At 43.5% G+C, this 21,349-nt stretch carries 19 protein-coding genes and 1 pseudogene; 14 read left to right on the top strand and 6 right to left on the bottom strand.

From position 1 onward, the window contains the following. Positions 1-19: 19 nt before the first annotated feature. Together VFDL14_RS01335 and VFDL14_RS01340 are read left to right on the top strand one after the other, a co-directional pair. Positions 20-709 (top strand): response regulator transcription factor, encoded by a 690-nt coding sequence (locus VFDL14_RS01335; protein ID WP_032553491.1) that lies wholly within the window; start codon positions 20-22, stop codon positions 707-709. 74 nt (positions 710-783) lie between these two features. Further along, positions 784-2,037, top strand: a complete 1,254-nt coding sequence (locus tag VFDL14_RS01340) for a sensor histidine kinase (RefSeq protein WP_050487514.1) — start codon at positions 784-786, stop codon at positions 2,035-2,037. 74 nt (positions 2,038-2,111) lie between these two features. Here the strand turns inward: VFDL14_RS01340 and VFDL14_RS01345 are convergent, their stop codons facing one another. The 3 genes from VFDL14_RS01345 to VFDL14_RS01355 form a co-directional block, all read right to left on the bottom strand. After that, entirely contained in the window at positions 2,112-2,708 is a 597-nt protein-coding gene (locus tag VFDL14_RS01345) for an outer membrane beta-barrel protein (RefSeq protein WP_032553489.1), read from the bottom strand. 360 nt (positions 2,709-3,068) lie between these two features. Next, complete coding sequence (gene fghA, locus VFDL14_RS01350) at positions 3,069-3,908, bottom strand: S-formylglutathione hydrolase (RefSeq protein WP_032553488.1); 840 nt, start codon at positions 3,906-3,908, stop codon at positions 3,069-3,071. 193 nt (positions 3,909-4,101) lie between these two features. Beyond that, a complete protein-coding gene (locus VFDL14_RS01355) occupies positions 4,102-5,250 on the bottom strand; it encodes an S-(hydroxymethyl)glutathione dehydrogenase/class III alcohol dehydrogenase (protein ID WP_032553487.1) in 1,149 nt (382 codons plus the stop codon). Positions 5,251-5,771: 521 nt separating this feature from the next. Between VFDL14_RS01355 and VFDL14_RS01360 the strand changes: the two genes are divergently transcribed. Continuing rightward, a complete protein-coding gene (locus VFDL14_RS01360) occupies positions 5,772-6,116 on the top strand; it encodes a DMT family transporter (protein WP_032553486.1) in 345 nt (114 codons plus the stop codon). A gap of 60 nt (positions 6,117-6,176) precedes the next feature. On the opposite strand, the gene VFDL14_RS01365 is transcribed toward VFDL14_RS01360, so the two are convergent. Further along, positions 6,177-7,097 carry a LysR substrate-binding domain-containing protein gene (locus VFDL14_RS01365; protein ID WP_032553485.1) on the bottom strand — a complete coding sequence of 307 codons (921 nt, stop codon included), beginning with the start codon at positions 7,095-7,097 and terminating at the stop codon, positions 6,177-6,179. Positions 7,098-7,210: 113 nt separating this feature from the next. Here VFDL14_RS01365 and VFDL14_RS01370 point away from each other — a divergent pair, with 113 nt between their 5' ends. The 9 genes and pseudogenes from VFDL14_RS01370 to VFDL14_RS23725 all read left to right on the top strand — a co-directional run bounded on the left by VFDL14_RS01370 (position 7,211) and on the right by VFDL14_RS23725 (position 16,892). Beyond that, positions 7,211-7,693, top strand: a complete 483-nt coding sequence (locus VFDL14_RS01370) for a TRAP transporter small permease (protein ID WP_008079941.1) — start codon at positions 7,211-7,213, stop codon at positions 7,691-7,693. 2 nt (positions 7,694-7,695) lie between these two features. After that, positions 7,696-8,994, top strand: a complete 1,299-nt coding sequence (locus tag VFDL14_RS01375) for a TRAP transporter large permease (protein WP_032553484.1) — start codon at positions 7,696-7,698, stop codon at positions 8,992-8,994. A 13-nt stretch (positions 8,995-9,007) separates the two neighbouring features. Continuing rightward, the gene (gene dctP, locus VFDL14_RS01380) at positions 9,008-10,033 is read left to right on the top strand and encodes a TRAP transporter substrate-binding protein DctP (protein WP_032553483.1); all 1,026 of its coding nucleotides are present in this window, start codon (positions 9,008-9,010) and stop codon (positions 10,031-10,033) included. A 65-nt stretch (positions 10,034-10,098) separates the two neighbouring features. Beyond that, positions 10,099-11,196 carry an NAD(P)/FAD-dependent oxidoreductase gene (locus VFDL14_RS01385; RefSeq protein WP_032553482.1) on the top strand — a complete coding sequence of 366 codons (1,098 nt, stop codon included), beginning with the start codon at positions 10,099-10,101 and terminating at the stop codon, positions 11,194-11,196. Beyond that, positions 11,180-11,479 (top strand): (2Fe-2S)-binding protein, encoded by a 300-nt coding sequence (locus VFDL14_RS01390; protein WP_032553481.1) that lies wholly within the window; start codon positions 11,180-11,182, stop codon positions 11,477-11,479. Before VFDL14_RS01385 ends, VFDL14_RS01390 begins: the two co-directional genes overlap by 17 nt. Before the next feature lie 10 nt (positions 11,480-11,489). Beyond that, the gene (locus tag VFDL14_RS01395) at positions 11,490-12,941 is read left to right on the top strand and encodes an NAD(P)/FAD-dependent oxidoreductase (protein ID WP_032553480.1); all 1,452 of its coding nucleotides are present in this window, start codon (positions 11,490-11,492) and stop codon (positions 12,939-12,941) included. Beyond that, positions 12,922-13,281 carry a RidA family protein gene (locus VFDL14_RS01400; RefSeq protein WP_032553479.1) on the top strand — a complete coding sequence of 120 codons (360 nt, stop codon included), beginning with the start codon at positions 12,922-12,924 and terminating at the stop codon, positions 13,279-13,281. The genes VFDL14_RS01395 and VFDL14_RS01400 overlap by 20 nt, the downstream gene beginning before the upstream one ends. A gap of 116 nt (positions 13,282-13,397) precedes the next feature. Beyond that, positions 13,398-13,634, top strand: a pseudogene (locus VFDL14_RS01405) (DMT family transporter); the annotation flags it as partial. A gap of 372 nt (positions 13,635-14,006) precedes the next feature. Beyond that, positions 14,007-16,892, top strand: a complete 2,886-nt coding sequence (locus VFDL14_RS23725) for a M66 family metalloprotease (RefSeq protein ID WP_050487501.1) — start codon at positions 14,007-14,009, stop codon at positions 16,890-16,892. A 59-nt stretch (positions 16,893-16,951) separates the two neighbouring features. On the opposite strand, the gene VFDL14_RS01410 is transcribed toward VFDL14_RS23725, so the two are convergent. Further along, complete coding sequence (locus tag VFDL14_RS01410; RefSeq protein ID WP_032553478.1) at positions 16,952-17,491, bottom strand: thioesterase family protein; 540 nt, start codon at positions 17,489-17,491, stop codon at positions 16,952-16,954. A 322-nt stretch (positions 17,492-17,813) separates the two neighbouring features. Beyond that, the gene (gene mpaA / locus VFDL14_RS01415) at positions 17,814-18,527 is read right to left on the bottom strand and encodes a murein tripeptide amidase MpaA (protein ID WP_032553477.1); all 714 of its coding nucleotides are present in this window, start codon (positions 18,525-18,527) and stop codon (positions 17,814-17,816) included. Between the two features lie 131 nt (positions 18,528-18,658). Here mpaA and VFDL14_RS01420 point away from each other — a divergent pair, with 131 nt between their 5' ends. Next, the gene (locus VFDL14_RS01420) at positions 18,659-20,284 is read left to right on the top strand and encodes an ABC transporter substrate-binding protein (protein WP_032553476.1); all 1,626 of its coding nucleotides are present in this window, start codon (positions 18,659-18,661) and stop codon (positions 20,282-20,284) included. A 164-nt stretch (positions 20,285-20,448) separates the two neighbouring features. Then, positions 20,449-21,333, top strand: a complete 885-nt coding sequence (locus tag VFDL14_RS01425; RefSeq protein WP_032553475.1) for a LysR substrate-binding domain-containing protein — start codon at positions 20,449-20,451, stop codon at positions 21,331-21,333. Positions 21,334-21,349 lie beyond the last annotated feature (16 nt).

Below are 21,349 nucleotides of genomic sequence, written 5' to 3'. Positions count from 1 at the left end.
TTTGAATAGGAGTTAACAGATGCTAGAGCGAAGCCGTATTCTTGTTGTAGAAGACAATATTGAACTGCAAGGCATTATTGCTGATTTTCTTGAAGTAAAAGAAGCGGTTGCTGACTTTGCTTCCGATGGCGAGCAGGGCTTTGAATTGGCTCTGCATCACGACTTCGATGCCATCATTTTGGATGTGATGCTGCCTAAACTCGACGGTATGCAGGTTGCTTCTAAGCTTCGTCAAAGCGGTGTTAGTACGCCTATCCTGATGTTGACGGCCCTCAATGGACAACAAGATTTGTTAAGCAGCTTTGACTCTGGTGCTGATGACTTCGTAACTAAGCCTTTTCAGTTCCCCGAGTTGGAAGCGAGGCTCAGTGCATTGATTAAACGTAATAGAGGGTTAGTCGCACAAAAGACCTTGAGCTTTGGTGATGTGACGATTGATGAGAAGGCACATACCGCATCACGACAAGGACAGCTGCTCTCGTTAACGCCAATTATGTTTCAGATCCTGAGAGAGTTAGTGAAAGCTCAAGGGGATGTAGTAACACGAGAAGCGTTGATTCATCTGCTATGGGGAGACGATATTCCCGATAAAGATGTGCTGCGCAGCCACATTTACCTTCTGCGCAATGCGTTAGATAAACCGTTTGAAACTCCAATACTCAAGACAATCCCAAAGCATGGCTTTCAACTTGTTCTAGCCAAATCTTAAGATATTGAGCGAACGGTGTAATGAAGATTAGAACCAAACTTGGAAACTCAATTGAAGATGTAAGAATCCGCGCGATGCGGACCTTTGCGCTTATTGCTTTTGTCTCTTCTTTCGCTGTGTTTTTAGTGTTCTCGCTCCGATTAGTGTGGCAAGAAGAGGCGCAAATTGAGCGTCATCTGAGGTCATTTAAAGGTGTGGCAGAGCAGTTTTATGCAGCATCACCCACCTCTACTTTAAAGCTGTCGGAGTATGTGACTGTCTATTATGGTGAAGAGGAGCTAACAGACCAGTTGAAGCAACTCACTCCCATGAAGTTAGATACTGTCGATAGACACCGTTTTGAGATCCACCTTTCCGAAGAGCGAGTGATAGTGCCGGGCGTGATTGTCTACTATTTCGCTTTTGAGCATCAGGGGAGCACTATCCCGACCTATATTGCGATCAGTTCATTCGAGATGGATCTTTGGGATGATAGTTGGGGCGTTCTGATGGTGATCGCGACACTATTGATGCTGTTTCTGATTATCGTGTTGCGGATCACTCTAAAGCGCGTGTTTGATCAGCTAGCGATGCCGATCACTAATCTCAGTCAACAGCTATTGAGTCATGACCAAGGGTTCTCTGTATCCAAGAATTCAGTCGATGAATTACAGCAGCTCACCAAGCACCTTAATAGCTACTCTGAAATGAAAGACCGCTTAGCCAAGCAGGAGCTGATGTTTGCCAAGTATGCCAGCCATGAGCTTAAAACGCCCATCGCGATCGTACTAGGTGCTGCAGAACTGCAGGCGATGAAGCCTAATGACATCGAATTTCAAGGCAAACAGCGTGAACGCATATTAAGTGCTGCCAATGGTATGAGTGCAACCGTTGAGGTACTGTTGAATATTGTGAAGCAGGAAAATGCCTCAATGGATTCGACACTGACTCCAGTCACTCAAGCGAGTATCGACTTGTCAAAGTATCAAGCAATGTTGCCAGAAAGAGTAACATTGAACCTTGATGTTGCACCGAATACTCAGCTCAACATGCCGTTGCCAATTATCAATATGGTGCTCAAGAACTACATTGAAAATGCGATTCGATTTACTCAGCAGGGCAGTATTGATGTGACAATCAGTGCGAATGAAATTTCTGTGTCGGATACAGGCATAGGTTTGCAGGACAACGCCAAAGTAGAGCACGGATTGGGGTTGGTGATCGTCAATCGAATTGGTGAAAGTTATGGCTGGACGTCAAGCCTAGTCAACAATCGTGACATGTCTGAATCAGCACAATCAGTCGGTTGCAAAGCCACTTTTACAAAGAACATCAAACAGCCTGAATAAAAAATGCCAGTCGGGATATGACTGGCATTTAGATAGTTTACAGCGCTGGATTGGAAGTTTGCGCTTACTGGCTCTTAGAACAGGAAGCTGATGTTTAAACCAAAGCCGCCGCTGTCGATTGTTTGGTTATTCTCTTTCACAGTGTAGTCAATGTGAGTATAACGAGCACCTAGCGCAATTCTGTTGTCTTTGCCAACAGGAATTTGATATTCATATTGAGCAATGAAGCCCAAGCTATCTTCAAAGGGAATCGTAAAATCACAAATATTTGTTACATCACATGTGTACTCAACACTAGTATGATATGTAACACCTGCTCCGAAGTTGTGATTGTTGATATTGTAAAGAGCTAATAGCTCAAGCGGAATGCGATCAAATGTCACATCTCCATTAGAGGCACTGGTTGAGGTGCCTTTATAACCAACCGTTGCTCGTGCGCGCCAAGCTTCGGCGACAGGTACATCTACACCGCCGTAGAAAAGTAGTCCGTCATTTGATTCGACTTTATCAGAGTCGCCATTGCTATATTGCCATGTACTCATTGTTTCGCCGCCAAAGTCGTATCCTGCGCCAATAACAAAGTCAAAAGTTGTTGCGTTAGCCTGCGATGCTAAAGCCATTAAGATTAAGCCAGAAGAAACACGAAGTGTGTGTTTTAAGGTATTAGCCATTCCGTTACCACTTGATTTATAAATATATAATTATGATTTCAATTGTTATGAAACTATTCCAAATCCGAATAGGTGGCGGAAGATAGCATTTTGGGTGTTATTTATAAAATACAAGGGTGTAAATAGATTTGATAATGCAACATAGCGCACAAAACAAACATCAAGTAGCAAGATGTTTGTATCAAAATCTATATTTATTGATATCTAACTCATTAATAAATAAGGCTATTGTTGTTTTTAGCTAATTCGTTTTAGACGCTTCAGTTAGCGTCATCTAAGAGAGTTGGAGTCAGGCGGGAACGTTCAGGTACAAAAAAGCCCAAACCTCTATGAACGAGATTTGGGCGATAGGATATTTGACTACTGTTTCAGATAAGCGGCATGGAACTCAATATGCTCATCAATGAAGCTTGAGATGAAGTAGTAGCTGTGGTCGTAACCAGGCTGCATGCGCAGATCTAAATCCGAGTTTGTTGCTTTTGCTGCTTCAATTAGTTGCTCTGGTTTTAGCTGCTCAACCAAGAAGTTATCGGCCTCACCTTGGTCAACTAGCATAGGTAAAACTGTGCCCTTAGTTTTTAGGAGCTCAGACGCATCGTATTGTCGCCACTCTTCAATATCTAAACCTAAGTACTGGCTAAATGCTTTTTGTCCCCAAGGACATTGCATTGGGTTGCTAATCGGGCTAAATGCAGAGATAGAGCGGTAGTTCTCTTGGTTTTTAATGCCAATAGTTAAGGCTCCATGACCACCCATGCTGTGACCCGAGATAGACTTAACGGTCGTCACAGGGAAGAAAGACTCGATAAGCGCTGGAAGCTCAGTCACCACATAATCGTACATGTGGTAGTGTGCGTCCCACGGTGCATTAGTTGCATTCAGGTAAAAACCCGCACCTTGACCCATGTCGTATGCTTCGTCATCAGCAACGCCTTCGCCGCGAGGGCTAGTATCAGGAGCTACAATCGCAATTCCTTGTTCTGCTGCCGCTTTAAATGCCCCCGCTTTCTGCATGAAGTTTTCATCAGTGCAAGTTAGGCCTGATAGCCAGTATAGAACAGGCACTGGGCTCTCTTTACTTGCGTTTGGCGGTAGGAAAATAGCGAAACGCATATTGCAGTTTAGCGTCGCCGAGAAGTGTGTGTATTGCTTGTGCCAACCACCAGCAACCTTGGCTTGGCTAATATTTTCGATAGTCATTAAATTGTGCTCCGTTCGGTTGTTGGTCTGGAGAATCATTAAGATAAAGCTAAAATTTTGCTCTTTGTTAAAGGACGTCTTAATTCGCGAATTAAGCTCATAAATCGACTCTTAACAAAGGTAATTCACCACTTCCCGGGCGAAAAGTGGTGAAGGCAATGTGTTGGCCCTCAAGCGAGAGCCAATCTAGGTATTATCTATCCATGTGTAGAACAGTACGGATAGACTCACCTTTGTGCATTAGGTCGAATGCGTCGTTTACTTCGTCAAGGCTCATTGTGTGAGTGATGAATTCTTGAAGACCAAACTCACCCGCCATGTAACGGTTTACGATTTCTGGAAGCTCAGAGCGGCCTTTAACGCCACCGAAAGCAGAACCACGCCATACACGACCTGTTACTAGTTGGAATGGACGAGTAGAGATCTCTTGGCCTGCACCAGCAACACCGATGATTACAGATTCGCCCCAACCTTTGTGACAACACTCAAGTGCTTGACGCATCACGTTTACGTTACCGATACACTCGAATGAGTACTCAACACCACCGTCTGTCATCTCAACGATAACGTCTTGAATTGGCTTGTCAAAGTTCATTGGGTTGATGCAGTCAGTCGCGCCAAGCTGTTTTGCTAGTTCGAATTTGCTCTCGTTGATATCAACACCGATGATGCGGTTAGCACCAGCCATGCGAGCACCAATGATTGCAGAAAGACCGATACCACCTAGGCCGAATACAGCCACGTTGTCGCCTTTTTCAACTTTCGCAGTGTTCAGTACCGCACCCATACCTGTTGTTACACCACAACCTAGAAGACAAACTTCTTCAAGTGGCGCTTCTTTGTTTACTTTCGCTAGTGAGATTTCAGGAAGAACCGTGTACTCAGAGAAAGTAGAACAACCCATGTAGTGGTAGATAGTCTCACCGTTGATAGAGAAACGGCTTGTACCATCTGGCATTAGGCCTTTACCTTGAGTTTCACGAACTGCTTGGCAAAGGTTAGTTTTACCAGACTTACAGAACTTACACTCGCCACATTCTGCTGTGTAAAGTGGGATAACGTGGTCACCAACTTCAACGCTTGTTACGCCTTCGCCAACCATTTCAACGATACCGCCACCTTCGTGACCAAGGATAGAAGGGAAGATACCTTCTGGATCGTCACCTGATAATGTGAATGCGTCAGTGTGACAAACACCAGTAGCAACGATACGAACAAGAACTTCGCCTGCCTTTGGCAGTTCAACATCAACAGTTTCGCGCTTTAGAGGCTCACCTGCTTTCCAAGCGACCATAGCTTTAGATTGAATATGAGTTTGACCAGGTTTGATTTCGATAGTCATTGGATGCTTCCTATTTATGTCATTACAGCGGACTTTTTGATTCTCAATATGCTCAACGTATTAAGCGTAGTTGAGCATGTTTGTTTCCGCTCTCTCGTTTTGTTGAGCCTAGTATAGGTGTGGCCCCTTGTTTTGATAATCCCTCTAAATTGAAAATGATTATTACAAATAAGTAATAATAATGGTTTTTAACAGAACCATCTTGTGGAAAATTAACATCTTACGGAAAGGGACTTCTGAGTCTCTTTGAGGCGAAACAGTTGTCGTCATCTATTGTCATGGCTGAATAGATAGAAGGATAGAGCCGAAGCTGGTGGTAGCTATCTATGCGCAAATGGTTAAGTGAAAAAATGAGGGAAAATAGATTATTTAAGGATTAGTAGGCTCTATGCCGTTTTTACTTGAGGTAAGGACTTAAGATTTTTTAAGGGACGCCATAATAATTGCTTACTGAAAATCACATGAATCGGAAATAAAACTACAATATTCTGAGCGCCGTATTTTATGTTGTAGGTTTAATCATGCTGCTATCTCTTCCTCCCGCCATTATGCTTTCACTAGCCATTGTCCTTGAAGTCATCGCTACCTCGCTGCTTCCGAAAACCAATCAATTCACCTCAATACCCACTTCAATCGCTGTGCTAGTTGGTTACGGCTGCGCTTTCTATCTTCTATCACTCACAGTACAAACCATGTCACTTGGTGTCGCATACGCAATTTGGTGTGGCGCAGGCATCGTACTCGTCGCAGCCTTGTCGTGGCTTGTCTACGGTCAAAAGCTCGATATCTACGCAGTCATCGGTATCGCCTTAATTCTGGCTGGCGTGGTGATCATCAACCTGTTTTCTAGCTCGGTGAGTCATTAGTTGATGTTTGATCCTTTGATTGACGATTACGTGTATTTGGTACCGCAGTGTTAAATCTATTTAATCAAAAACCGACACAAATGAGTTCACACTCTGCTGAATGTTTTCTGCGAACAGTTTAGCTAACTCAGACATCGGTTTGTGTGCTGGCGTGAGAATAGCATGATCGAATGTCACGACAGGGGAGAAAGGACGAAAGACAACTTTCCCTTGATCACCTTTATAGAGCTTATAACTAGCGGCACTTATTGGATCACAGATACAAGCACATAACTGTTGTTCAACAAACTCAAAGCCAGAAATGTAGTTTTGCAGCTCGAACCTAGGGCGATAGGCGGCATTATGCTCTTCAAACAATGCGCGTAAATGCTCACTTGCAGCGTGACGAGTAAAAAGAGTCGCAAGTGGGAAATCATCGAGGTCGTTCGGAGTAATCGTCTGTTTCTTAGCAAGAGGATGATCAACGTGTAAGGCACACACTCCTTGTAGATGAATCGGTTCTACATGGAATGAGTCTCTATCCTTGGGTAACTCTGAGTAGCCGATATCGTATTGTTGGGAAGCAATCCAATCTTGAACCATGGTTGAGCTACGCATCATCATAGATACCTCAACCTCAGGCCTGTCTTTTACAAACTCCGCAATAACGTGAGGCATAAAGAATAATGCGGCGGCTGGCATGCAGGCGATCCTCAATTTACCTCGCGTTAGGTTTTTCACTTCGGCCATTAACTGAGTCGCGCGTGAAAGTCGTTCTAGAATCGCATCGCTCTCTTCAAGTAAAAAATACGCCTCTGGATTCGGCACTAGTCGACCTTTATGTCGTTCGAATAATGCAAAGCCAAGTTCTTTCTCTAATCCGACCAGCATTGCGCTGATCGCCGGCTGTGTTCGGCACAACGTTTTGGCAGCTAAGGTCACGGATCCAGAGCGCATCACGGTGCGAAAGGTTTCTAGCTGTTTTATAGAAAGGTTATTCATACGAGCCTATAAGAAAAAGTTATCAGATTAGAGAAATTTTAAATTTGTTTTTATTGCTTGTCATCATTAAATTAACGAGGTGTTTACAAATAAAACAATAAGGAAATAACAACGTGGAGCAAAAGTTTAGATATCTACTCACTTTCCTGATTGCATCTGTGGCATTGATGCAGTTTGTTCAGGTAGTGACACGATATGTCTTTGAAGTCCCAATTATGGGGCTTGAAGAGTCGATGGTTATTCCGACCTTATGGCTCTACATGCTTGGTGCGGTGAATGCGTCTAGGGAAGATACGCAAATCCGTGCAAATGTACTGGAAATATTTATCAAGACAGAGCGAGGTCATCAAATATTAGCCCTTATCAGTGAAACGATCAGCTTGGTGATTTCGAGTTGGTTGACCTACTGGGCTTGGGACTACGTCAAGTATGCGTGGCGGGTTTGGAAAGAGAGCCCAACGCTTTATATCCCAACTTTTTATCACGAGTGCTCGGTCTTTATCGGCTTACTCCTGATAACCCTCTTTATTGCAATGCATGTGGTCAAGTTGATTCGTCAACTGATGTCTCCTTCCTATCAAGTAAATAAGGTCTAATTATGGTTGAAGTAGCTCTGTTGGCAGTAGCCGTTTTGGTCATATTGCTGACCTTTGGTGTGCCGTTACCGTTCTGTTTTGGTGGTGCGTTAATGGTGATGGTTTTTATCGGCGATATGTCGATGAAAGGCAATATGATGTGGGGAGCGGGCCAGCTGATGAACCCTGTTCTGCTAGCTATTCCGCTATTTGTTCTAGCAGGAACTATCATGAGCAGGAGCGGCATTGCCGCCAGTTTACTCGGATTTGTGAACGTGTTCGTAGGTCATATTCGCGGCGGTCTAGGGATTGTTGCATCCTTCAGTTGTGCAATCATTGGCGCCATTTCTGGTAGTGGGTTAACCGGTGTCGCGGCTATTGGTCCTTTGTTAATTCCTGAGATGGAAAAGCGCGGGTATCCAAGAGCGTATGCGACCGCACTGATTGCAAACTCGTCCATTTTGGGACTGTTGATTCCGCCAAGCGTAACCATGATTGTCTACGGTTGGGTAACGGATACGTCTATCCTCGCCTGTTTCCTAGCAACGCTTGGCCCTGGCTTATTAGTGACCTTTAACTTCGCATTGATCAATATGTATAAAGCGCGCAAGTTCCCATTGATTTTGGATGATAAGCCGTCGATGTCAGAGTTGATTAAGCAAACCTCAAGCAAGACGTTTAATGCTGTACCTGCTTTATTAATGCCGGTAATCATCTTAGGTGGAATCTATGGTGGCGTGATGACGCCAACTGAGGCCGCAGCTGTAGCTGTTATCTATGCTGTTCCAGTGGGTTTTCTTATCTACAAAGGTTTGAGCTGGAAAACACTGCTTATCTCGGGGAAAGAATCAGCAACTGCGGTCGGGTCAATCATGTTCATGATTCTGTTCAGCTTGATTCTTAGTCAGATGTTCGTGGTTGAGGATATTCCTCAGCAACTGGTCGAAGCGATTTTCGGTATCACTGAAAACAAAGTCCTGCTGCTTATTTTTATCAACATTTTGTTGTTCTTAGTGGGAATGGTGGTCAATGACCTGACTGCAATCATTCTTATCGCTCCGCTATTACTACCTCTGATGACCGCTATTGGCATCAGCCCGATTCAGTTTGCAGCAATCATGGGTGTGAATACAGCAATGGGTGGTGTTACTCCACCATACGCGTCGATTCTATACCTAGGTGCACGTATCGGTAACGTTAAATTCTCCGAAGTAGTTGGCCCTGCAATGTCGCTGATACTACTCGGTTATCTACCTGTAGTGATTCTTACCTCTTTCTGGTCAGAACTATCACTCTTCCTCCCTACTGTGTTTGGTTACTAAAAGGAAATTACCAATGACAAAAACAAGTAAGTTTGCTCCTACTAAAGCACTGAAAAAATATACGTTGCTTGCTTCTCTTATCGCAGCTGCAGCGACGGTTATCCCTGCACAAGCGACGACGCTGAAAATCAGCCATGTTCGCCCTCAAGGTACTGTAGTTGATAACGATATCAAACAACTCAGCGATGAACTGAAAGCGGCAACGGATGGCGATCTTAAGCTTCGAGTTTATGCAGCAAACGCTTTAGGTGACTACACCTTAGTTCAGGAACGTATCTCTGTTGGTGCGATTGACATGGCACTACAGCCTGCATCGACTTCAACGGATCGTAAAATGCAGATTGGCTTGCTACCTTTCCTTGCTAATAACTGGGAAGAAGCACAAAACATCTACGGTAGCGGAGCACCAGTCAGAACCGCAATGGAAGAGTTATTTGCTAAACAAGACATCACGCTACTTGCTGCTTACCCAGTTTATTTTGGTGGTATTTCATTGAATCGTAATGCGGTTGAAGCGGGTAACCCTGATGTGAGCAAAGGCATCAAGCTTCGCGTTCCGCCAATCAAGAGCTTCCAGCTACTTGCTGACAATGTAGGTTACATCGGCTCTCCACTACCGTTTTCAGAAGCCTTTACTGCAGTACAAACTGGGGTGGTCGATGGAGTAATTGGTTCTGGAGCTGAAGGTTATTATGCCTCGTTCCGTGACGTAACTAAAACGTATATTCCACTCAATACTCACTTTGAGATCTGGTATCTGATGATTAACTCAGAGCGTTTGGATGACCTTGATGAAAACGAGAAAAACGCCTTGGTATCGGCGGCGGCTGAGTTTGAATCTCGACGCTGGGGAGCGGCGCAAATAGACCAGAAAGCTAACGAGCAAAAACTAGTTGATGCCGGCGCGACAATCGTCGAAATGACTCCGGTACAGCTGAAATTGACGGCGGATAAGGTCCGTACAACCGTATGGCCTCAAATCATTAATGATATTGGTTCTGACTGGAGCCAACCAATTCTAGATAAAGCGCTTAATTAAACTCAGCGCACCTCCAAGTAGGGGCGTTGTTGCGCCCCTTATTACAAAAGTCTGAAGAGAACGATATGAAACCGGATTACATAATTGTCGGTGGAGGCGTCGTGGGCTGCGCAGTGGCTTACGGACTGCTCAAAGCTGGCCACAAGGTAACAGTACTCGATGGTGGAGATGAGGCGCATCGTGCATCACGAGGGAATTTTGGCTTGGTGTGGCTATCGAGTAAAGGTTTAGGTGCCCCTCATTATGCCGCGTGGACACGTCGCTCAGTGGGGCTATGGCGCAAGCTGGCTGATGAGCTTGAAGAGACGACGGGTGAAGAACTCAATCTTGTTCAAAACGGGGGGTACGACTTTCATTTTTGCCAGCAAGAAATGGATGAGAAAGCCAAGCAATATGAGGTGCTTCGACAACAACTGGGTACGGATCATCCCTACGAAGTCTGGGATAGAGATCGTCTCATTGCTGAGGAACCTGACATTGGTGAAGAAGTCGTTGGTGCTATTTATGGCCCGGAAGATGGGCATGTGAATCCGTTAAATCTGCTTCGTGCTTACACTAAAGCAATCAATGAGTTAGGGGCAAATGTTGTCACTGGCGTTACTGTGTCAGAGATAAGTAAAAATGACTCACAGCGATTCGACGTCGTACTGCAAGATGGAACGCGTTACAACAGCGCTAAAGTGGTTTTGTCGGCAGGTTTAGGATCGGCGGAACTGGGACCTAAGCTTGGCTTTGTTGCACCAATTAGCGCACAAAAAGGTCAAGTTCTGATTACCGAAAAGCTTCCCCCAAGACTGAAGCGTGCTTCAGGGATCATCAGACAGGTCAATGAAGGTGGTATTCAGATCGGAGACTCTAAGGAGAACGCTGGTTTTGATGATAGCGATACCCTAGACGTGACGGCGGCGATAGCTGAACGCGCGATTGCGGTTTATCCGTTTTTAGCCCAGACAAAGTTAGTTCGTAGCTGGGGAGCTATTCGCATCATATCTCCCGATGGCTTACCGATATATCAACAGTCGAAAACCAATTCAGGCGCTTATCTCATTAGTTGTCATAGTGGTATTACATTAGCCGCAGCGCACAGTTTTTTGCTCCCAGCTTGGCTAGAAGAAGCAGCGGATGCACCAACTTTGGAGTTATTCAGTGAAGACAGGTTCTAAGTTTCAACGAATGGTTGCGACAGAAAGGTCGCAACAGACGGTGGAGTTTTTTTGGGAAGGCAAGCCATACACAGCCCATGTTGGTGACACCATTGCGGCTGCATTGTTGGCTGCAGGTGTTGACCATACTCGAGAGTCTCCACAGTCGGGAGCCCCCCGCGCCCCGTTTTGCATGATGGGTAGTTGCTTTGAGTGTCGTGTTCAAGTCAATGGTGAGCACAATGTTCAAGCATGTATGAATGTAATAGAAGATGGCATGACGATTTGCCGTCAGACAAATTAGTGGTGAGTTCATGCAAGACGAAATAAAAAAACAAGTCGATGTATGTGTCATCGGTGCTGGCCCAGCTGGAATGAGCGCGGCAGTGAGGTGCGCAGAAGCAGGTGCCAGTGTGGTTGTGATTGACGAACAGCCGATCCCGGGAGGTCAGATATATCGAGCGCAGAAAGAACAAGGGCATCCTAACGGCTCTATCTTTGGGCCCGACTATCAACATGGTGCAAGCATAATCAAAGCCTTTAATCGAGCGCCGCTGACCCATATTACCAGAGCGACACTGTGGCGAGTCGACAGTGAAAACTGCGTCTACTGGAGCCAAAATGGTGTAGCCAATAAAACCGTAGCGAAACAAATCATCATTGCGACTGGGGCAACGGAAAGGTCATTTCCATTTGTCGGTTGGACTTTACCGGGAGCGATGACCGCGGGTGCGTGTCAGATTATGATGAAAACCTCGGGCTTAGTTCCAACCAATGCTGTGCTTGTCGGTACTGGGCCACTCATCTACTTGCTCGCGGCGCAGATGATCGATGCTGGCTCGCCTCCTAAAGCGATTGTTGATACCCAACAATCTAGCAGTTACGTCGAAGCGACTCGCTATGCGGGCGGAGCTTTAAAAGGTCGCAAGATACTTTTCAAAGGCCTTAAGCTATTGGCCAAAATCCGCCGTGCTGGAGTCAAACGCTATACCGGTGCCACCGACATTGCCGCTTATGGAGATCAAGCTGTCGAGCGACTCACTTTCACTGCTCAAGGACAGCCACACGCCTTAAATACCGATACTTTGCTCTCTCATATTGGCGTTGTTCCTAATGTTCAGCTCACGAGAGCAATGGGATTGGAGCACGAATGGGATCCGCTACAGATCTGTTGGCGACCAAGGGTTGAACAATACCACCAAAGCTCTCGCCAAGGTGTTTTTGTTGCTGGTGATGGCAGCGGCATTGGTGGAGCAATGGCTGCGCAATACCAAGGTCAGCTTGCAGCAGTTAGTGCTTTAATGTCGCTTGAAAGTGATGGAGAAATGTCACTGACTGGAGAACGAGACAAGCTTAGAGCATTGATTCATAAAGAGATTGGAGTGCGACCGTTTTTGGACGCACTGTACACGCCACCTAAGCAGGCACTGTCACCAAGCGATCAGACTATTGTTTGTCGTTGTGAGGAAGTCACAGCAGGACAAATTCGTCGTCAGGTAGAGAGAGGCGCGCACGGGATCAATCAAATCAAAACCTATACGCGTTGCGGTATGGGGCCTTGCCAGGGACGCTATTGCGGTACCACGGTGGCTCATATTATCCAAGAGGAAGCAGGGATTCCGATGGAGAAGGTGGGCTATTACCGCCTGAGAAATCCGATAAAACCACTCAAACTGGGTGAGTTGGCTAGCTTGACCCCAATCGGCGAATCATTCATGTACAAATATAGAAATAAAGGAACACAAAATGACTCACATCCAGCGTAATCACACCAATCAAAGAATGAGCAAAATCGTTATTCATAATGATACTGTCTATCTTTGTGGTCAGGTCGGTGTGAAAGGCACCAGCGTTGCTGAACAAACCGCAGAGGCGTTATCCCGAGTTGAAAGCCTGCTAATTGAAGCGGGTAGTGATAAAGATCATGTGTTACAAACCACGGTTTGGTTGGCAGACATGCAGGACTTTGCGGAAATGAACCATGTCTGGGACGAGTGGTTTAAACCTGGGTTTGCTCCTGCGAGAGCGTGTGGTGAGGCCAAGTTGGCAAGTCCTGAACTAAAAGTAGAGCTATTAGTTACAGCTGCCGTAAAACAGACTAACTAAAGATACCTAAGTAATAGTACATCGCTCTAAAGGATTGTCTCTTAGGGCGATGTTTTGTCCTTTAACATTCATATAGATTCCACCCCTAACACCGCCAAAACGCATCCAAGTACTCTTCAATCGCTGTGCTGGTTGGTTATGGCTGCGCTTTCTACCTTCTATCACTCACGGTTCAAACCATGTCACTTGGTGTCGCATACGCAATCTGGTGTGGCGCAGGCATCGTGCTCGTCGCAGCCCTGTCTTGGCTGGTTTACGGACAAAAACTCGATATCTACGCAGTCATCGGCATCGCCTTGATTTTGGCTGGCGTGGTGATCATTAATCTATTTTCTAGTTCGGTGAGTTATTAGTTTATTTAATAAATAGGTGGCCTAATTTAGAGTATAAGCTCATTAATGAATGTGGATTTACGTTCATATTTTTTAATTTTTTATAAAGTACTTTTATCTTGTTTTTACTAATGGTTGGTTTTTACTGTATTGTGATGTTGATTCAGTTTATTTATGCGGTGATTGTATTTTGTATAACATATGCTTTATTTTTATGGGCTCTACTTCTTTTATCTTGAAGTGGTTGTCGCCATACGTACTATTTTTAAATTGATAGTGTTAATTATCTTCTATAACTATGATTATGGGAGAGGTGTTCTTCTATCTTTTTACCCTATTTATATTTAAGTATGGCAGTTATATTTAATCTACTAATTAAATTTAAGGGTGCTGATGATTAATTTAAAAAATTCATCCAAGGCAGTTTCTATAGCAGTAATTATCTTTTCTTCCCATCAATTAATAGCTGAAAACTTAAGAGAAAATAGCATTTTAGAAGTAGAAACAAGCGTTATTGTGAACAAAGACGATGGATATGTGTATTATTATCTATCAAATGATATTGAATCGAATAGCTTTGGTTACTTTTCTGGTATTGTACGATTTTCACAAACACACACGTTAACACCAACAGGAAATAGTGAGGAGGAGCGGCCACGACTAACGGCAAAAAGAAATGCTCTTTTGCTGTTTACGCCTACAGACGTAACGCATGATATAAAAAGCTTAACAGCAACTGTTACGGATGGTAACGGTAATGAACTAGGTGAAATACATCTAGCACACCCTAATGCTCTCCCAAATGGTGATAAACCCAAGAAATCGCATCTAGTGTCTGGCAAACCAGAGGTGAAATATGTGGAGAATACTTGGTCAGGAAATATTCCGTGGAATTGGGTAGAACCTGGAATGAGAATTATATTTACAGATGACCAAGGAAAAAATAGTTATCTCGATGAGGTCGATGTAGGTGCAGAGAATGAAGTAGTTTTGCAAAACATCCGAATTGGTATGCTAACAAAACCAACAGATATTCATCGCTTAGAACAAACACCAATGCTTGCAGCTGATTATTTTCAGAAGATACCTGTCTCAAAACTTATTGTTGGCAATTACTCACCAATTCAATTGGATGAAATTATGCTTCCCGATGGGACATTTTATACGGATAGAAGTGAGACAACAGGTGGAGTCTACTCCGGTGATATGCGAGAGCGCATAGGTAAATCATTAATATCTATGGGGATAAATAATGCGAATTTTGGAATAAATGATTCACCAGGTACTAAGCAATGGCAGCCGGGATTGTTTAACCAGTACGTTATTCACAAAGCTAGAGGGTTTTATAAAAATGGAGTTGTAGAGCACGGTCTGAGTGGCGGTAATGGCATGGCGACTCTAAAAAGGACTATTGGGAATGAGTTTAGTCATGAGCTAGGGCACGCATATGGCTTAGGGCATTACCCTGGCGGTGGTTATTACTCAAATCATGGTGAACACTCTACTTGGGGGTGGGACGATCTCTCTCAGCAGTTTATCTCAAACTTTATTTGGGAAGAGTCAGGGAGTACAGTAGGTAAAGGGCACACTACTCCTTCGTATCTAGGTGTCTATAAATTTAATCGTGATGCAATGGGAGGTGGTTCTGCTAAATCTTATTTGTCTGAATATACGCACTATACTGATTATACTGCGAAGCGAATCCAATCTAGGTTTGAAAATACTGGTAGATTGAAAAAAGATGGTTATTATATTTGGGATGAGAACACCAAAGGTATGATTCCAAAATCGGGCAGTGTACCAAAAAATTATGGTGTTGAGGTTACAACTCTAGTAGGGTTTTATGATCCTAAAAATGAAATTGACTCCTATATATATCCAGAATTATATGGTAGTTATGGTCATGTGTATTCTCAAGGAACGGCCTCACCACTGCAGTGTCGAGCAGAAGTATCGTATGACCTCTCTGAGAAAGATATATATCCCCTGACTTCAGAGAGGAGAAAGTCTGATGAAATGAACAAGTTTCACTTTAATGTTAGTGCCGAAAAAAAACCTAATCTTATAGAGATATTTTGTCCTACAGCGAATTATGATGAACTGTTTTCTAATTGGTTAATGGATGAGCTTGAAGTAAAAGAGTTTAATTCCTGGGGAGAAAATAATAGGAAAGGAGAAGTGGGTCAGGTATTCTACTACTCTAAGTATGATTATTATTTTAGACTAAAAACAACATCTTATTGGTATTTTCCTTCCAAACCTAAATCAAACAGATACTGGGAGTTCTTAGGAACAGGTGAAGACTTTAAACGGGAGTTTAGTAAACAAGTCGATAATGGTGAGTTAGGAGAGTTTAGTAGCCAGCTATTAGTATCAAAGGATTTATCTCAACCAAAGATCAAACCTCGACCAGCGGTAATTGTCGGAGAAGAATATCAGTATGAGGTGGCAAAGCGACTGAGCTCGAAAGACGTTAAAACGTTTTTGGAATTGGATGCCCTTCTACAACAACAGGATTTCGGAAATTTCGAGGAGTTTAGTAAGTATATAAAGAACTACTACAATGTATCGGAAGTAAAATCTTGGTCTGATAGTCGTCAAGGCGAGGTTGGTGATATCTATTCTTACTCTAACCCTTATTCTGGAACTCAGGACTATTTTATACTTATCGAAAGTGACTATGGATATTTCCCTACACATCAATATTCAAATAAATATTGGAGATACTTAGGTTCTAGTGATGAGTATATTAACTTTAACTTAAACCCATTTTATGACCTTAACTCCAAAACTTTGAATGAAGAAGAGTTACTGTTAACTCAGTTTGGGAAAAAAGATATTTATTCTTGGTCACAAAGAAAGTCTACTAAAGAAGTCGGGGAAGTTTTTGTTTATAATAATCCTTACAACAAAAATAAAGATTATTTCTTACAAAAAAGACCGGGAAGCGGTTGGTACTATCCAAAAAATTCCGAATCAAATAATGATTGGATTTATATTGGAAGTTTGAATGAGATTAAGGAATACCTCCTATACAAAAATTCTTCTTCAATAAACTTTGAAAATTCAATTTTGGACTGGTATAAGCAAGATGAAATTAATAGGTGGGAAAGAAATAGAAATGGTATAGTCGGTGACATTTATGTATATGAGTATAGAGGGAGAAATTATTATTATCGATTGAAATCCTCAAGGTATGGATATTTCCCGAAGCCAAATCGAGATGGGGTTGCTATTGATAGTAATAACTGGGAGTTTTTGGGGGAAGGTCCTAAATAGAAAGACCACAAAGAGATATTATTTATAATGGTATCTCTTTGTGAATGAATTTTTGTTATTTAACAGTCTGGATTGATATTTGGTGGCCAAATTCTTTCTTTCTCATTATTTATCCAATTCAAAACCCAACCTTCCGGTTTGGGGTTTATTGGTGCTTCCCCTAATGCTTCTAGAACTTTATTTGTGCTAATTATTCCGTGCTTAGAAGTTACAGCTGTCCTAATCACAATTGAGCAGCATGGGACACTCTTAACCCACATAGATTGCTCTAAGTAAATCCATTTATCATCTATGTTGATAACTCTTGTGTACATTGTTACTCTATCAAAACTCCTAATTCTTTTCCTGTACATGATGGAACTGCCAGCAACAACGAGTCCCCACTTTTTCTTTATTAATATTTTAAGTAATCCACATTTTGAAACAAGAGAGACCCTTCCTAGATCAAATAGAGTGATGGCCCTACCATTGTTCATTTCAAATAATATATCTATATCCCACGGTCGGCAGTAGAAGTTAATAGAGTCTTGAGATAAGCAATTAATAGTTTTGTTTCTTGATTTTACAATTGTTGTTAACAGTCTAAATAGTGGGTACATATTTCATCTTTAATTAGGTAAATAATCAATTGTCATTAAAATATTGATGTGTAGCTAGCCCTTTTAGGGAATAATAGCATGTTATTTGTTCTATTTGATAAATTATGTTTTTAATTCAATTATTAATCATGGTCAAGCATTTATTTTATTCTCTTTGCTGTTTTTTTATTTTTTATGATAAATCCAACACTTTCATAATTATAATATGAAAAAGTTACCCATATTTTTACTAATTGAAAATATGGCGCATTTTATTATTTAGGAGAGAGCCTCGCCCCAAATAGCTCCTTCAGCTTCTAAGAATTTAGTAAGCAGCCTATATCTAAGACAAAACATGCCTAACTCCCAACACCGCCAAAAACGCATCTAAATACTCTTCTATCGCGAAGTCCGCCGAAACAGGCGGTAGTTCCACAGTTATGCACGGTAGGTTTCTTTCTTCGCACCATGTGCCGAATGAGCCTGGGGTTTCGTAGTCGACATCTTCGACAACTGGTAGCTTGAACTGCTTGCCTAGCCAAGTGGCAAGTTCCGATTGGACTGGGTCGTCAATGAGTGCGAGTGGTTCGTGGAAAGAGATCACGAACTTAGGCTTACGCTCTTCGATGAGTTTTATCAGCGATTGTACTTCTGGTTCAAGTTGGTCTGGCTGCCCGGTGCTCACTTTTACATCTCTAACTGGAGTGTTTGAACTCCAGCGATATACAGTACCATCTTCTTTCCAGTTTTTAGTTGGGAAGGCGCGGTTTAAGTCTACTTGATTGGCGTTAGCGCGAGTGCCCAGTTGATTGCCGTCTGGGTTCATCGACAAGATCACGTCGTGCCTTAGGTTAGCAGCTGGCAAACTTCTTAACGCGCAAGATAAGCCTGCGATAGACGCGGTTTCATCGCCGTGGGTGCCCGCTAAAATTAGCCCGCGAGTGTCGCTTTCGATTTGGGCAGGAAAATAGAGCAAAGGAGCCCCTAATACAGAACTTCCATACGTCAGCGGCTTTATTGAAAACGCAGCTCTTTCCGTTCTTGGAATTAAACTCACCTTAATCTCCTGATTGATCAAGTACTATCAAGTACTAACTAATAGATAAATACAACCGTCAAAACTCGTCAACTGTCGCATTGTTAATTTTATTACTCTGCTTCAAAGATAGGCTAGGAGAGCAAAAACATATGGATTTTAAGAAACAGTCAACGGCTTTACTCATCTCATCTTTATTGACCCCTTTTATCGCTGTAACAGCCGCAGCAGATACTTTACCTGCAGGAACCACTCTGGCTAAGGAACAACATTTAGTCCGTGCTAATGATGCCGAAGCAGCGACGCTCGATCCTGCCAAAGCTGAAGGTTTACCGGAAATGCACATCTTACGAGATTTGTTTGAAGGTCTAGTGATTCAAGACCGCGATGGCAATATTACTCCTGGCGTTGCTGAGTCTTGGGAAACCGAGGACAACAAAACCTTTGTGTTCCATCTGCGTAAAGATGCCAAGTGGTCGAACGGCGACCCAGTAACGGCAGACGATTTTGTGTATGCGATAAGACGTGCTGTCGATCCTAAAACGGCATCACCAAATGTGTGGTACTTAAAGCTCACCAAAATCAACAATATTGCTGATGTAGCCGAAGGCAAAAAGCCGCTAGATGCATTGGGTGTGATCGCTGTTGATAAGCACACGCTTCGCTTCGAACTTGATAGTAAAGTCCCTTATTTTGTGGCGATGACAGGCCACACTTCGATGATGCCTATTCACAAGGCCAATCTAGAAAGCAGTGATAAACCTTGGAGTGATCCGAAGCAGTTTGTGGGTAATGGTGCTTTCCTTTTGGATGAATGGGTAGTTAATGAGCGTGTGGAATTGAAGAAGAACCCAAACTATTGGGATAGCGATGATACGCACCTAAATCAGGTGACATACATTCCATTTGAAAACCAGAATGCATCGATTAATCGCTATGCGGTAGGTGAGGTCGACATTACCTCCGATGTGCCAACGCATATGGCACAGAAACTACAGAAAGAGTATCAGCAAGCTTATACCGCAGTTCCTCTGCTGTGTACTTATTACTATGCGTTTAATACCACGCGTGCACCGTTTGATGACGTGCGAGTTCGTCAGGCTGTCTCCTATTCGATCATGCGTGATGTTGTCACAAATGGTGTTACACAAGTGGGCAACTTACCTGCCTATACCTTTGCTCACGAGTACACCGCAGGCTTTGATGCCACTCAGCCGGAATACAGTCAGTGGACGCAAAAACAGCGTGATGAGAAAGCACAACAACTGCTGAAAGACGCGGGATACGATGCGTCTAACCCATTGGATTTTAAGCTACTCTACAACACCAGTGAGTCTAACAAGTCGATTGCAGTGGCGATTGCATCGATGTTGAAAAACAACTTGGGTGCTAAAGTTGAGTTAGAAAACCAAGAGTGGAAATCTTACTTGGTGTCTCGCAGGCAGGGTGACTTTGATGTGATGCGCGCCTCTTGGTGTGGTGACTATAACGAAGCCTCTACGTTCCTTAGCCTGCTGCGTTCTGGTTCATCGGGCAACTTTGCGCGTTACAGCAGTGAAGCTTATGACCAAGCGATGGAAAGTGCGCTGTCGGCTACCACCGAACAAGAGCGTCAAACCTTCTATGACCAAGCAGAGCAGTCGCTCGCAGTCGATATGCCAATCGCTCCAATCTACTACTACATGCAAGCGCGTTTGGTTCGACCAACCGTGGGTGGCTTTGCCAAGAATAATGTAGAAGGACGCATTTACTCGAAAGATCTCTACATTAAGCAGTAAGTTCGTGCTCGTTTGAATAACACACAAACGCACTGTTATTAGAAAAGGGACGGTGATCATAAATCTTTGATCAACGTCCCTTCGTCATTATTCTGTAACGCTAACCGCAAAAAACTGAAACCTGATTGAAGTACTTTTCACTTTTATTTCAGTTAGGTGAAGCCATGTTACCTCCTCTACGCGCCCTTGTGGCATTCGAAGCGGTTGCCCGCCTTGGCTCAATAGGTGCGGCGGCGCGCGAGCTGTGTGTTACCCAAGCGGCGGTAAGCCAACAGCTCAAAAGCTTAGAGACCTTTTTCGATACCACACTGTTTGAACGCAGCTCAAAGGGCGTACGTTTGACTTCGGCTGCGCAGCAGTATCAACCAATTGTTTCGGGATCACTTGCTCACCTAAAGCTGCAAACGCAAATCCTATTTGGTGAGAAAGAGACGGACGTATTGAGCCTGCGCGTTAATCACACTTTTTGTCATAACTGGCTACTGCCACGGCTTGCCTCTTTCTATCAAAAATACCCCTTTATTCGTTTGGATATTCAGCTGGTGGACTGGCCATCGACCACGCCTTGTCAAAATGTAGATATCGAACTGACCAACGGCAAAGTCGAGAGTGAAGACACCCATTTTGAACGACTTTTTCAAGAGCATTGGCAACTGGTTTGCAGCTCAGAGTTTAAAGAGCGCTACCAAGAGCAGCTCGATGCTCGCGACTTTGCTTCACTGCCAACGGTGCAAGTGAAAGGTTATCGAGAGAACTGGTTGCAGTGGCTTAGTCATAACCAGTTTGAGATGTCACTGCCGCAAGTTCAATTAGAAATTAGTAACTCACTGCATGCGTTAGAGGCGGTTAAGCAAGGCGTTGGTGTACTGCTGGTGAGGTCGTTAGCGGTTACCGAACTGCTTAAGAAAGGGGAGGTGGTGCTCGCAAGTGACGCCTTTATGCCTGCTGAATCTGCCCACTACTTGATAACCAAACATAGCCGAAGTGCCAAGGTGAGTTTCTTCTGTGACTGGCTCTATCATCAAATTGAAAGTGCAGAGCCTGAGTAAAGGTTTTCTTATGAGT

Source organism: Vibrio fortis (assembly GCF_000695685.1).
Lineage (GTDB): Bacteria > Pseudomonadota > Gammaproteobacteria > Enterobacterales > Vibrionaceae > Vibrio > Vibrio fortis_A.
This window is presented reverse-complemented; position numbering and strand designations above follow the sequence as displayed.

Coding starts and splice junctions, on each gene's coding strand:
- VFDL14_RS01335 (WP_032553491.1), top strand. CDS start 20: ATGCTAGAGCGAAGCCGTATTCTTGTTGTAGAAGACAATATTGAACTG.
- VFDL14_RS01340 (WP_050487514.1), top strand. CDS start 784: ATGCGGACCTTTGCGCTTATTGCTTTTGTCTCTTCTTTCGCTGTGTTT.
- VFDL14_RS01345 (WP_032553489.1), bottom strand. CDS start 2,708: ATGGCTAATACCTTAAAACACACACTTCGTGTTTCTTCTGGCTTAATC.
- fghA (WP_032553488.1), bottom strand. CDS start 3,908: ATGACTATCGAAAATATTAGCCAAGCCAAGGTTGCTGGTGGTTGGCAC.
- VFDL14_RS01355 (WP_032553487.1), bottom strand. CDS start 5,250: ATGACTATCGAAATCAAACCTGGTCAAACTCATATTCAATCTAAAGCT.
- VFDL14_RS01360 (WP_032553486.1), top strand. CDS start 5,772: ATGCTGCTATCTCTTCCTCCCGCCATTATGCTTTCACTAGCCATTGTC.
- VFDL14_RS01365 (WP_032553485.1), bottom strand. CDS start 7,097: ATGAATAACCTTTCTATAAAACAGCTAGAAACCTTTCGCACCGTGATG.
- VFDL14_RS01375 (WP_032553484.1), top strand. CDS start 7,696: ATGGTTGAAGTAGCTCTGTTGGCAGTAGCCGTTTTGGTCATATTGCTG.
- dctP (WP_032553483.1), top strand. CDS start 9,008: ATGACAAAAACAAGTAAGTTTGCTCCTACTAAAGCACTGAAAAAATAT.
- VFDL14_RS01385 (WP_032553482.1), top strand. CDS start 10,099: ATGAAACCGGATTACATAATTGTCGGTGGAGGCGTCGTGGGCTGCGCA.
- VFDL14_RS01395 (WP_032553480.1), top strand. CDS start 11,490: ATGCAAGACGAAATAAAAAAACAAGTCGATGTATGTGTCATCGGTGCT.
- VFDL14_RS01400 (WP_032553479.1), top strand. CDS start 12,922: ATGACTCACATCCAGCGTAATCACACCAATCAAAGAATGAGCAAAATC.
- VFDL14_RS23725 (WP_050487501.1), top strand. CDS start 14,007: ATGATTAATTTAAAAAATTCATCCAAGGCAGTTTCTATAGCAGTAATT.
- VFDL14_RS01410 (WP_032553478.1), bottom strand. CDS start 17,491: ATGTACCCACTATTTAGACTGTTAACAACAATTGTAAAATCAAGAAAC.
- VFDL14_RS01420 (WP_032553476.1), top strand. CDS start 18,659: ATGGATTTTAAGAAACAGTCAACGGCTTTACTCATCTCATCTTTATTG.
- VFDL14_RS01425 (WP_032553475.1), top strand. CDS start 20,449: ATGTTACCTCCTCTACGCGCCCTTGTGGCATTCGAAGCGGTTGCCCGC.